Source organism: Desulfovibrio diazotrophicus, assembly GCF_902498985.2.
Taxonomy (GTDB): Bacteria; Desulfobacterota; Desulfovibrionia; order Desulfovibrionales; family Desulfovibrionaceae; genus Desulfovibrio; species Desulfovibrio legallii.
Window position 1 is genome coordinate 2,324,753 of record NZ_OX346397.1, and the last position, 12,167, is coordinate 2,336,919.

Annotated in this window: 8 protein-coding genes and 1 tRNA gene; 6 read left to right on the forward strand and 3 right to left on the reverse strand. The window is 64.3% G+C overall.

Translation table 11 applies throughout. The annotated features are described in order from the left end of the window. Positions 1-17: 17 nt before the first annotated feature. Entirely contained in the window at positions 18-1,430 is a 1,413-nt protein-coding gene (locus J7I12_RS10065; protein ID WP_302549033.1) for a radical SAM family protein, read from the reverse strand. A gap of 80 nt (positions 1,431-1,510) precedes the next feature. On the opposite strand from J7I12_RS10065, the gene J7I12_RS10070 reads away from it, so the two are divergent. Beyond that, positions 1,511-1,876, forward strand: a complete 366-nt coding sequence (locus tag J7I12_RS10070; protein ID WP_303192844.1) for a hypothetical protein — start codon at positions 1,511-1,513, stop codon at positions 1,874-1,876. Between the two features lie 163 nt (positions 1,877-2,039). Here the strand turns inward: J7I12_RS10070 and J7I12_RS10075 are convergent, their stop codons facing one another. Continuing rightward, complete coding sequence (locus tag J7I12_RS10075; RefSeq protein ID WP_288907887.1) at positions 2,040-3,038, reverse strand: glycosyltransferase family protein; 999 nt, start codon at positions 3,036-3,038, stop codon at positions 2,040-2,042. Between the two features lie 173 nt (positions 3,039-3,211). Between J7I12_RS10075 and J7I12_RS10080 the strand changes: the two genes are divergently transcribed. From J7I12_RS10080 to J7I12_RS10090, 3 genes are all read left to right on the forward strand, one after another. Continuing rightward, positions 3,212-6,637 (forward strand): AsmA family protein, encoded by a 3,426-nt coding sequence (locus J7I12_RS10080; RefSeq protein WP_302549039.1) that lies wholly within the window; start codon positions 3,212-3,214, stop codon positions 6,635-6,637. Between the two features lie 413 nt (positions 6,638-7,050). Continuing rightward, positions 7,051-7,722: an adenylate kinase gene (locus tag J7I12_RS10085; RefSeq protein ID WP_118229929.1), complete on the forward strand. Its 672-nt coding sequence runs from the start codon at positions 7,051-7,053 to the stop codon at positions 7,720-7,722. Between the two features lie 269 nt (positions 7,723-7,991). Continuing rightward, positions 7,992-8,213 carry a TraR/DksA family transcriptional regulator gene (locus J7I12_RS10090; protein WP_118229930.1) on the forward strand — a complete coding sequence of 74 codons (222 nt, stop codon included), beginning with the start codon at positions 7,992-7,994 and terminating at the stop codon, positions 8,211-8,213. A gap of 644 nt (positions 8,214-8,857) precedes the next feature. On the opposite strand, the gene J7I12_RS10095 is transcribed toward J7I12_RS10090, so the two are convergent. Further along, positions 8,858-8,933 (reverse strand) — tRNA-Phe (locus J7I12_RS10095). A gap of 170 nt (positions 8,934-9,103) precedes the next feature. On the opposite strand from J7I12_RS10095, the gene J7I12_RS10100 reads away from it, so the two are divergent. Then, the gene (locus tag J7I12_RS10100; protein WP_118229931.1) at positions 9,104-10,444 is read left to right on the forward strand and encodes a chloride channel protein; all 1,341 of its coding nucleotides are present in this window, start codon (positions 9,104-9,106) and stop codon (positions 10,442-10,444) included. 158 nt (positions 10,445-10,602) lie between these two features. Beyond that, positions 10,603-11,868 (forward strand): phenylacetate--CoA ligase family protein, encoded by a 1,266-nt coding sequence (locus J7I12_RS10105; protein ID WP_118229932.1) that lies wholly within the window; start codon positions 10,603-10,605, stop codon positions 11,866-11,868. Positions 11,869-12,167 lie beyond the last annotated feature (299 nt).

Consider the following 12,167-nt stretch of genomic DNA (forward strand, 5'->3'; position numbering starts at 1 on the left):
ACAACTGCCCCCCTTTCCTACTCTTCCGTTGCGTCGATTTCCGGCGTGGGGAATTCCCATTGGCCCGGCAGGGGCGCGGAAACCTCGGCCTGCGTGCCCAGGTAGGGGTTGAAGTAGCCGTAGCGCAGCCAGGGACAGACTTTTTTAAGCCGTTTCATAAAGCGGGTCAGACCCATGCCGGGTTCCGGGTCAAGGCCCTCCGCAGGCACGTCCGCAGGGGGCTGCGTCGGGTCCGGGGCAAGGGCAGCAGTAGCGGCGTGCATCTGCCGAAAGTGCCATTCCGGGTCGATATTCAGATTGCGCCATTGAATCATGCTTACGCCGTCTTCGCCCACCAGACGGGCCAGAGCTTCCAGTTCGGCTTCTGTGTCGGTGATGCCGGGGAAATAGAGCAGGTTGAGGGAGACCCAGAGCCCCAGGCTGCGGCCTGTGCGGATGGCCTGGCGTACGTCCTCCAGACTGTAGTTGGTGGGGCGGTAGTAGCGGGCGTAATGGTCGGGCCGGGCGCTGTTGAGGCTGACGCGCAGGCTGGTGAGCCCGACCGTGGCCAGGCGGGCCACGGCTTCGGGGCGGGAGGCGTTGGTATTGCAGTTGACGGTGCCCTCGCCGCCCTGAGAGCGGAAAAGGCGGACGCTTTCTTCCAGCAGATCGGGATTCATGAGGGGGTCGCCCTCACAACCCTGGCCAAAGGAATAGATGGGCGTACGGGTTTCACGCGCGGCGTGCACGGTCATGACCTGAGCCACTTCTTCGGGGGTGGGGGTGAACTCCAGCCGGCACTGGGGTGTCGTCGCAACGGGAGAATCCGCCTCCTGAGCCGAGATGCAGCCCACGCAACGGGCGTTGCAGGTCCGGGAGGTGGGCAAGGGGGCCTCGTAGCGGCCCAAGGCGAAGTTGCGCGCGGCGGGGCAGTCGTAGCGGGCCACGCAGTTATCCAGAATGTGGCGGATAAGACGGTTCTGCGGATAGTCGCGCAGCAGTTGGCGCGCGCCCTGCTCGATGCGCTTGCGCGGGATGTGGGCAAAAACCTGACGGGGGTCGTCGTCTACGCGGCGGGCGCAGATATAGAAACGCCCGTGGGCAAAACCCACAGCGCCGTAAGCAAAGAGGGGCAGCAGGGGCGCGCCGGGCTCTGTTTTGTAGGCGGGGTGGGCGGCCAACGTGTGCCCCGGCGCGGCAAAGGCGGCCACAGCCAAGGGGGCCTCGCCTTCGGGCTCGCGGATAAGGCCCGTCTCCGGGTCCAGGCCCACGGCGCGGCGGCCGGGCAGCAAAAAAAATTCGCTTTCGTCCGGCAGGGGGATAAGTTCGTCCGGCCGCGGCAGCCCCCATTCCGCGCCCCGGCGACAGACCAGCAACAGCTGGGGATCGTCATAAATATTGCCCTGGGCGTCAGCCATGACCAGGTGCGGCGTAACGTGTCTGGCAGCCATAAAACCTCCTTGCCCCCGCGTGGGCGAACGGCTATAACAACAGGCCGGGCCCGCCCGGCCCGCAGTTTGGGAGGCCCGCCGTGTTTTCGTTTATGTTATTTATTTTTCTTTGTTTTTTCGGCACCCTGGCCGTACTTTTTTATATGCTGCGCAGCCAGGAAAAGCTGTGTCAGTCTTTGCGGGATGAGCACGCCCAGCTGCGTGTGCTGCTGCGCGCCCTGGAATCCCGCCTGGACGCCCTGTGCGCCGCGCGTGGGGAACAGGCCTCTCCAGCCCACGCCGTGGAGCTCAGCGCCCGTCCGTCCCCTGCGGAAGACCCCTTGCTGCGGTTGAGCTTTGACCCCCCGGACCAGCCCTCGGTGGGACACGCGACGCGGGACGGTCAGGGCGTAGACCCGGCCCTGGACCTGCATTTTGATCCCGAAGACGACGTGCCGCGCCGGTAAGATGACCGTTTGGCCTGACGATTTCAACGCAAATTTTCGCCCGGCGGCGCGCTGTGTGCCGGCGCGACTGCGTGCATCCGCCTGCGGCGTCTTGGGCCTTTCTCCGCAGGGAGCTTTTCCACTGCGGATTGTGACAGCGCGGCAACGTTCCGGCCGAGACGGGTCAGACCGTGCCCCTGGCGGCGTCCAGGTAGGCTTGGCGCAGGCCGGGACAAAGTTCGGCCTCGGCCCAGTGCAGATAGAGCAGGCGCAGGCTGCGCTCCCGGATCAGGGCGGCGCAGCGGCGACGTCGGCGCTGCAGGGCCGGCGCAGCCGTAAGCAGGGCGCGTGTGCGCAGGGTAAAGGTCTGCGCACGGTGCCATTCTCTGTGAGCGGCGTCCACGGCGGCCAATCCGGCTTGGCCCAGGTCTGTGGCCGCGCGCGGATGCTCCAGCCAGTGGACTATGCGGCGGCAGGCGTCCTCCGGATTGCCCGGTTCGTAACAACTGAGCTCTGCACCGTCCGTAAACAGCTCCGTAAGGCCGTGGCCGATGCGCGGCGTTACCAGGCAACCGCCGCAGCCCAGGGCCTCAAAGACGCGAAAATTCAGGTCACCGTGCTCACAGTGGTTGAGGATAACGCGGGCGCGGGGGTAGAGGGCCCGGTAGGAGCCGCTGGTAACACGCAAACCGGGCAAACGCGCCTGCAGAGCCTGCAAAAAGGCGGCGCGCCGGGGCATTTCCGGCCGTTGGCTGCCCACGAACAGGCAGTCGTATTCCTTGGGCGCGTCTGGCTGGGGGGCGTCTTCGCGCCAGGCAAAGGCCGGCGACCACCACACCCGCCCGGCGGGTAGAAAGGGTCCGGAAAAACGCGGCACATAGTCCCGCAAAGAAACCAAACAGGCGTCAAAAGCCTGAGCGTAAAGGGCTTGCCAGGCGTGGATATGGGCGTCCACGCTGTAGAAAATCGTGAGACAAGGAAATTTTTCCACCCCCAGCACAAAGGGGGCACGGCTTTTGTCGGCCACTACCAGCACGTCTGGCGTGAAGCCCGCCAAGCGACACAAATCGTCCCAGCCGTAGGCCTGAGGCGTTTCAAAGTTGTGTGTGGCCACCGCGTCCCAGCCGCACTGCCGCAGGGAGCGACAAAAAAAAGGGTTGCCTATCCACAAAAGCCGCCGCATGACCATCCTTGGGCAAAGGGGGAAAGAAGGGAGACCTTGCCCTGTCCGCCCGGAATCCGGTCGTCCGGGGCCCTGAAGGCGCGGTCCCGAAGGCGCTGTTGCCAAGCTGCCCGGGATGCAATAAATTAAAGACTTAGCCCTGACGCGCACCAGCGTCAAGGCGCGAGATCGCCATGCTGCTCTGCCCTCGCCCCATACGCCTTTTGCTGCGCGTCCTGCTGGCCCTGCTTCTGGGCCTGGCCCTCCTGGCCCTTGGGCTGGTGCTGCTGGCGCAGAGCAACCCCCGCAACCTCACCGACCGCGCCCTGGCCATGATCTCGGCCCGCAGCGGTCTGACCATAAGCGCCGAAGCCGTGAGCGTGGCCGTGCTGCCGTTGCCCTCCCTGGCCCTGACCAATGCCGCAGTGCAGGGCGCGGACTGGCAGCTCCACGCCGCTTACGCCACAGTGCGGCCGGACTTTCTGGCCCTGCTGCGCGGCGCATTTGTCCCGCGTCACATCCGGTTGTTGCGTCCCCGTCTGGAAGGGACTCTGCCCCTGCCGCTGGCCGCGACCCTGCCGCCCCAGGCCGACACGGCCGAGCCCGGCGCTGATCCCAAAACTCCCGGACCGGGCACCCCAACCCCCAAGACAGCCGTGCCGCCCGCGCCTGCCGCTGCAACGCCCGGCAGCACGGACAAACCCGACGCCCCGCAGCCCAATGCCCCTTCCGCCGCGCCTGTGCCGTCCCCCAGCCAGACCGCGCCGCCCTCAGGCTCCCCTGCCGCTCCTGCCCCACAGCCGCCCGCCGACCCGCCTGCGGCCGTTGCAGCCGCGCCCTTTGATCTGACGGCCCTGGGCCTGACCGGCCACTGCCGCCTGAGCATTGAGGACGGCGCGGCCCTGGTGACAGGCGCAGACAAGGCCCTGCTGCGGCTGGAGAAGCTGGACTGCGATCTGGATCTGACCCCGCCCGCCCGCCTCAAAGGCCGCCTCAGTCTGGCCCTGGCCCGGCTGAAGCCCGCGGGCGGCGCCGCCTGGCAGCTTACGGATCTGCATGCGGAAGGCCGCACAGACCTGGTCGCCCCCCTGGAGCACAGCCCCCGCCTTACCCTGGCGGGGGAACTGCGCCTGCCGGGCATGCTGGAACGCCTGCGCCTGAACAGCACACTGACCACCGACGCCCAGGGCTGGCGCTTACGCCCTGTCCTGAGCGGTGATCTGCGCAAGGACGGCGTGGTCCTGCCCTTCCGGCTCACGGGCACGGCGGCCATGCCCGACCGCGCGGCCCGGCGCGTACTGCTGGAGGACGTGCGTCTGCACCTGGACCGGGACGACGTGGTCCTGGACGGGCAGTTGGCGCTGGGCGCCGCGGCCCCCGGCGGCTTCAGCCTTGAGGGCCGTTTGCGGCTCATCCGCGTAAGCCTCACCCAGTGGCTGGGTTTTGGCCGGATCATTGCGCCCGGTCTGCAGGGGGCCCTGGACGATCTCACCGAAGGCGCACTGGATTTTACGCTGGACGGCACAGGCCTGCGCGTGCCGCACATTGCGGTAAGCGCCGCAGGCAGCCGGTTTACGGGTTCCGGCGGCGTGGCCCAATGGCGCAAGCCCGAACTGGTGCTGGACCTGCGCGCCCCGCGCGTGGACCTGGGCCGCGCCCTGCCAGAATCTCTGGGCACGCTGCCCGCCGAGCCGCAGTACGGTCACGGTCCCCTCACGCCCTTGCCCGGCGCCCCCGTACTGCCCGGTGAAGTGGGCCTGGACTACAACATCCGCCTGGCGGCGGACAAGGTGGACTACGGCCCCCTGGCCATCGACGACGCCCTGGTGGTCATCCGGCAAGGGCTGGTGGACGCGAACACACGGCTGGAGGACACGGTGCTGGAGGTTTCCGGCGGACTGTACGGGGGCAGCGTCAAGGGCGAGACCGTGCTGGGCGGGGACAAAAGCCTGCCCTATGCCATCCGCATGCGCTTCCGCAACGTCAACGGCGCGGATCTGGGCCGGGCGCTCAGCGTCATGCCCGTGAGCGGCGGCACTCTGCGCGCGGATGTGGACATTATGAGCCAGGGCCGGGAGCTGGACGTTTTTTTGCGCAGCCTGCGGGGCACAGTGAGCGCCAGGGCCGAGAAAAGCAGGCTGCGCAGCCTGCACGGCGGGCAGAATACGGGCGGCGCGGCCTTCAACGCGCTGGACGTGGGGCTCAAGCTCAAGGGCGGCGCCTGGGACCAAGGCCGTCTGGGGCTGGACGGACAGTGGACGGCCACCCTGGCGGACGCAGGCCTGGAGGCCGGTACCGAACTTAACGGCATGCTTTGGTTCGGCGGCGACGGCACGGGCGGCGGCGACCTGGAGCTGCGCAGTCTGCCGGGCTCCCTGGCTCTGACCCTGAGCCCGGAACGTACGGGCCGCCCTGAGGCCCTGCGGGCCACAGTAACCGGAGCCTTCACCTGTCGGGCGGCGCGCGGGCAGCTGAACGTGCGCAATGGGCACTTCAACGCCCTGGGGGCCGAGGCCCACGGCGACGTGCAGGTCAATCTGGGGGGAACACCTTCCTGGCAGGGCAAACTTTCTGCTTACAGCCCGGACCTGAGCCGTAGTCTGCGCCTGGCCGGCTACAGCGTCAGTGTGCCCGCCGCCTGGAACAAACTGGAGATGGACGCCGCCTTCAAGGGCGAGGCCGGCAAGCTGGATCTTTCCGGCATCCGCGCCAAGCTGGACCAGAGCCTGCTTACCGGCAGTCTGGGGCTGGACTGGCGGCAGGCCCTCAGCCTGAACTACAAGCTGGCTGTGGACCGGCTGAACCTGGACCGCTACCTGGGCGACAGCAAAACCCCCGCCGCAAAAACGCGCAAGACCACAGACAAGATCTGGGATCTGCGCTGGTTGCGCGCCTTCCGCGCCAAGGGCGAACTGCAGGTGGGCGAACTGACCTCCTGGAAGTTGCGGACCCGCCAGCTGCGCCTCACCAGCAACCTGGAAAAAGGCCGCCTGCACTACGAGGCCAGCGCTGCGGATTTTTACGGCGCCCCCCTGCACAACCAGGGCAACATGGCTTTTAACAAAGGTCTTGAGTTTGAAAATACCCTGGCTGCAGAGGGCTTCAACCTTACCGCCGCCAGCCGCGACAGGGGCGGCGCCGCTGTTCTGGGCGGCAAAGGCGTGCTGCATTCCTCTGTACGCGGGCAATTGGACGGGCCGGGGCAGATGCCCGCCCGGCTGGACGGAGCCTGGGATTTTACCGTGCGCAACGGCACCTATCAGCGCCGCGCGGAGGACGGCAGCCTCAAAGGCAGCCCCACCCGTTTTGACGCGGCCGGGGCCTCAGGGGGCATCGCCAAGGGTGTAGTGCGCACTAGTGATTTTTATCTCAAAGGCAAGGGTCTGAACGTAAAGGGCGGCGGCTGGATCGACTTCAACAACGACACCCTGGACTGCAACTTTACCGTCAACATGAAGAATTTTCCGGATTTTCCCCTGCGTCTGTACGGCAGCCTGGACAACAGCAAAACTTCCATCGGCGCGGGCACCTTGCTGCTCAACACCATCGGCGGCATCACCCAGGGATTTATAGACATCCTCGGCGGGGTGGTGGAAGGGACGTGGCGGCTGTTCCGGTAAAAAGCTGCCCATCACAAACGCCCTACCGCTGCTGTTCTTCCTCTATCCCCATATGGAACAAGATCGTGTCGGCCACGGCAGCCGCATCCTGGGCCAGTCCGTGGGCGATGCGCCTTTCCCGCTGTGGAAGGAACGGATTTTGTCCCGCCGCCCCGTTGACATAAGCGCGGACGGGGGCTAGTGTCAGCGTGTGTTCTTTTTTGCACAACCAGCCCCTGCGGCGGTTGTGTTGACGGCAGGCCGGACGGTTCGGTGGCGGCATGGTTTTTTGTTGCGGACTGTGCTAGCCTGCCCGATACTTGTGGGCATTGCGGCGCTGCACCGGCCTGGCTTCCGCGGGCGTTTGCCGGCGGCGGGGCGGCGGGCCTGTCACGCGCCATGAAAAACAATCTCTGTAAGCAGGAGGAGACGCGGTGAATATCCTTATCTTCGGACCCAACGGCAGCGGCAAGGGCACCCAGGGCGACCTTATCAAGCAGAAGTACAACCTGGCCCACATAGAATCCGGCGCCATTTTCCGCGAGCACATCGGCGGCGGCACGGAGCTGGGCAAAAAAGCCAAGGCCTACATTGACCGCGGCGACCTGGTGCCCGACGACATCACCATCCCCATGGTGCTGGACACCCTCAAATCCAAAGGGCAGCACGGCTGGCTGCTGGACGGCTTCCCCCGCAACATGGTGCAGGCCGAAAAACTGTGGGGCGCCCTGCAGAAAGAAAATATCCCTCTGGATTACGTAGTGGAAATCCTGCTGCCCCGTGAGGTGGCCAAAAACCGCATCATGGGCCGCCGCTTGTGCAAAAACAACAACAACCACCCCAACAATATCTTCATTGACGCCATCAAGCCCAATGGCGACAAGTGCCGCGTCTGTGGCGGCGACCTTTCTTCTCGTTCCGACGACCAGGACGAGGCCGCCATCAACAAACGGCATGACATCTATTACAATACCACGGACGGCACCCTGGCTGCCGCCTATTTCTTCAAAAATCTCGCCGCTCAAGGCAAGACCAAGTACATTGAGCTCAACGGCGAAGGCAGCATTGATTCCATCAAGGAAACTCTGCTCTCCAAACTGGCCTGACCTTTAACGCCCTCCACCCCCCCCGATGACGCGCGTGCTCATGGGGGGTGGGGCGGCGTTTGTGTCGTCCGCACGGGGTCCAAGCCCCCAGGCCCCGGCCATGGGACTTTACAGAACCCGTCCGCTGGAATACATATCCGACTTCGCGCTGCCTGGCGCGACACGGCAACCCTGCTTCTGGAGGGTTGCCGCTTGCTTTAACGCCGTCCAACTGCGCTGTCGGGCGGCGTCAACATACCGAACGCAAAGTCCTTTTCAAGGAGTCACGCATGGATGTGTTTGATCAGGCCACAGAATTGGAACGTCTGGACCGCGAATCGGCCCTGGTGCGGGCGCGCGCCGCAATTGACCGAGGCGGCCCGGAATGGATAGACGGCGTGGCCTGCTGCCGCGAGTGTGGGGATCCCATCCCCCAAAAGCGGCTGGACGCGCTGCCCGGAGTGGGGTTGTGTCGCGCCTGTCAGGAAGAACGCGAGGGCGAAGGGCAGTAGTTTTTTTGCTGCCGCCAGGGTGGGCTCTACGCCCGGCAGATTTTCCCCTTGCGGGGGAGCCCCTTGCCATTTTTTTATTGCCCTGCGGGCACGGCGGCTTTTCTGCATACAGCGTTTAGGCCGCCTCCGGCGAGGGCAGGGGGCCAAGGGCGGGACTGCGTCCCCCCTTAGGCCCCCCACACCCCCCATAACCCCCGCTTCCAAAGACAGCCCGACCATGGCCGGTGCGGCTGGGACGCGGCGCATAAGCGCCGTACCCCCTTATGCCGGGCACAACAGCCGCAGCCCCCACAGCCCGTAGCCGCAGCCGCGGCCCATGACTGGCCAGCAGCGTTGCCCCACAAGCTGTCACAGCGTTTGCCGTCAGCCTTTCCTCAATCCTGACTGGGCGATAGCGGAACTGTGCCCCTTTATGTCGCGCTCAACTTCCCCAAAAACTGCCCGTTGAAGGGGCTTGCCCCCGTCTTTGGTGTAGACCCAGAAACCTGTCGGAAAAACTGCCCGTTGAAGGGGCTTGCCCCCGTCTTTGGTGTAGACCCGGCTTGCCCCCGTCTTTGGTGTAGACCCACCCGTAGACCCGGAGAGGGTTTTATCCAAACGAAAAAAGGGCTCAGGTATTTCTACCTAAGCCCTTGATTTCTATGTGGTGCCGAGGGACAGAATTGAACTGCCGACACGGGGATTTTCAGTCCCCTGCTCTACCAACTGAGCTACCTCGGCCCGCAGGCTGCCGCACTTCAGTTGAAACATTCAGCGGCTGGAAAAGTCTTGTACCCGCTTGGGCCTCCTTTGGCAAGTGTTTCGCGCCATATTTTTTTGCCAACGGCTTGAAAAGCCCTCGACTTCCGGCCATACTGCCCCTGTTGTCACCCCATCCCAAGGATACTCACGTGCCTTTTCGTGCTCCTATTCCGCCCACGCTCCGCGATCTGCAGGCCCTGCGCAATCTGAGCGTGCGGCGGGTTGCGGCCCAGGCTGTCCTTACCGGCGGCGTTACCGGGGCCGTTATCGGCTTATTCCGCGCGGCCTACGATCTGATCAACGAGCGGGCCACGGCCCTGCTGCGCGCTTACGACCTTCACGACCCGCTGGTCATGGGCCTGATCGGCGCAGGCCTTGTCCTGCTGGCGGGGCTGGCCCTGTTGGCCCTGCGGCTGGAGCCGCTGGTGGGCGGCAGCGGTATCCCGCAAGTGGAACTTATGGTGCGCGGGCAGGCCCGCATGTGCTGGTGGCGCGTGCTGCTGACCAAGTTCTGGGGTACGCTGGTTTCCCTTACCGGCGGGCTTTCCGTTGGGCGCGAGGGCCCCTGCATCATGATGGGCGCGGCCGTGGGTGAAGGCGTGGGGCGTCTATGGCGGGAAAGCGACGCCCGGCACATGCCCCGTTACCTGGTGGGCGGCGCTGTGGCCGGCATGACTGCCGCCTTTGGCGCGCCCCTGGCCGGCATGTGCTTTGCCTTTGAGGAAATGAAGACCATCCTCAGCGTGCCGTTGCTGCTGTTTACCGGGCTGTGCGCCCTTTCTTCCTGGTATGTCATTGAGGGCCTGTTCGGTTTTGGCCTGGTGTTTCCCTTCCACAGTCTGGCGGCCCTGCGCTGGGACCAATGGTGGCTTATCCCCACCCTGGGCCTGAGCATGGGGGCTCTGGGCGCGCTCTATAATGTGGCGCTGCTGCGGCTGACCCGTTTTGAAGACCGCTGCCGTCTGCTGCCCCGGCCTTTGCGGGTGCTGCTGCCTTTTGCCTGCGCCGGGGCCTTGCTCTACGTCTACCCTCAGGTGCTCGTTGGGGTGGGGCTGAGTGCGACGGCCCTGGAGGCGCTGCCCTTGCCTCTGGACGCGCTGCTGCTTCTGCTGGCCGTCAAAATGGCTTTTTCCTGCCTGAGCTTTGCCTCCGGCGTTTCCGGCGGTCTGCTTATGCCCCTGCTGCTCATGGGCTCCCTGGCCGGGGCCTGCGCCGCGGCCGCGCTCAACCTGGCCCTGCCTATCCCCCCCGCACAGACTGCCACCGTGCTGACCCTGGCCATGTCCGGTCTGTTTGCCGCCTCAGTGCGCGCTCCCCTTACGGGCGCGGCCTTGCTGCTGGAAATGACCGGGGCCTTTCATAACGCGCCGGTGGTGGTGCTTACGGCCTATATAGCGGCCTTTACCGCCAATGCCCTGCATGTGGAACCCGTCTATGATAGCCTGCGCCGTCGCTGTCTGGACTTGGCCGGACCGCCCGCCATGTCTTGATCTCTGGGCGACGGGCCCTGCGAGCCACCCCGACGACACGACTTTATTGGCATATATCATGGTGAAATAACTGATTTTTTAAAAAAATGCTTGCGCTTTGGTTTTTGAATGGCTATGGTCACCGTTTATAAAGCCAACTAGGCTCTTGTGGAGTAGCTATGACCCGTAAAGACCGCACCGAAGGCATTTTCAGCCGTCGCGAAGTGCTGGACGAAAGCGAACGTCGCCAGTACTGCCTTATTCAGCTCAAGGAGCTGCTCGCCTATGCGTACCGCTATTCCGAAGACGTAAAAAAACGCTTCGACCGTGCGCAGTTCAATGTGGAAAAGTTCAAGACGCTCTCGGACATCAAGCACATTCCCATTCTGAAAAAGAAGGAACTTATCTTTTTGCAGTCTATGGGACCGCGTCTGGGTGGGCTGCTGACCAAGGACATTGGCGAACTCAAGCGTGTTTTTCTTTCCCCCGGTCCCATTTTCGACCCCGAAGACCGTGGCGAAGACTACTGGGGGTATACGGAGGCCTTCTACTCCGTGGGCTTCCGGCCCGGCGACGCGGTGCAGAACACCTTCAACTACCAGCTGACCCCGGCGGGCCTCATGTTTGAAGAGCCCCTGCGCAACCTGGGCTGCGCGGTCATCCCGGCCGGGCCCTCGGACGCCGCCACCCAGCTGGACATCATGCAGAAGCTGCGCGTTTCCGGCTATGTGGGCACGCCCAGTTTTCTCATGCACCTGGCGCAGAAGGCCGAAGAAAAAGGCCTTAATCTGCGTAAGGATCTCTTTCTGGAAGTGGCCTTTGTTACCGGCGAGCGCCTGTCCGAAAAAACCCGTTCGCAGATGGAAAAAAAGTACGACCTGGTCATGCGCCAGGGCTACGGCACGGCGGACGTGGGCTGCATCGGCTATGAATGCTACCACAGGACCGGCCTGCACATTGCCAACCGCTGCTATGTGGAAATCTGCCATCCGGATACGGGCATTCCGCTTAAGGACGGCGAGGTGGGCGAGATTGTGGTCACGGCCTTTAACAAGACCTATCCGCTCATCCGTCTGGCCACGGGCGACCTTTCTTATATTGATCGCAGCCCCTGCGCCTGCGGCCGCACCAGCCCGCGTCTGGGCAGCATTGTGGGCCGCGTGGACACTACCGCCCGCATCATGGGCATGTTCGTCTACCCGCACCAGGTGGAGCAGGTCATGAGCCGGTTTGAGGAAATCAAACGCTGGCAGATTGAAGTCACCAACCCCGGCGGCATCGACGAAATGACCCTTTATGTGGAGACCAGCGGCTTCAAGCGCGAGGAAGAACTGCTGCACCAGTTCCGTGAGAAGATCAAGCTGCGTCCGGAACTGCGCGTGCTGGCGCCGGGCAGCCTGCCGCCGCAGATCCGTCCCATTGAGGACAAGCGGCACTGGGATTAGCTCTTTTTCGTCTCCGGCGAAGTCCAGAGGCCCTTGGCGGCCGGGGCGCGTAGACCGCGTTTCCCGCCCCCAGGGGCCTTTGGCGTCTGGGCTCCGACCGCCGCGCAGAACGCTGCCTGCCGTACCTATTCTGTACGCAACCAACACGATTTGCCAGAAACAAACCCGGCCAGGGTACGCACGCCGCAGTCGCGTAGGGAAAAACGTTTTTTGAAGGATGAGGGGCGTGGGGGGAAGGGAACTTTTGTTCACAAAAGTTCCCTTCCCCCCACAAAAATGGTTTCTTCCCCTACGCCTTT

Coding starts and splice junctions, on each gene's coding strand:
- J7I12_RS10065 (WP_302549033.1), bottom strand. CDS start 1,430: ATGGCTGCCAGACACGTTACGCCGCACCTGGTCATGGCTGACGCCCAG.
- J7I12_RS10075 (WP_288907887.1), bottom strand. CDS start 3,038: ATGCGGCGGCTTTTGTGGATAGGCAACCCTTTTTTTTGTCGCTCCCTG.
- J7I12_RS10080 (WP_302549039.1), top strand. CDS start 3,212: ATGCTGCTCTGCCCTCGCCCCATACGCCTTTTGCTGCGCGTCCTGCTG.
- J7I12_RS10090 (WP_118229930.1), top strand. CDS start 7,992: ATGGATGTGTTTGATCAGGCCACAGAATTGGAACGTCTGGACCGCGAA.
- J7I12_RS10105 (WP_118229932.1), top strand. CDS start 10,603: ATGACCCGTAAAGACCGCACCGAAGGCATTTTCAGCCGTCGCGAAGTG.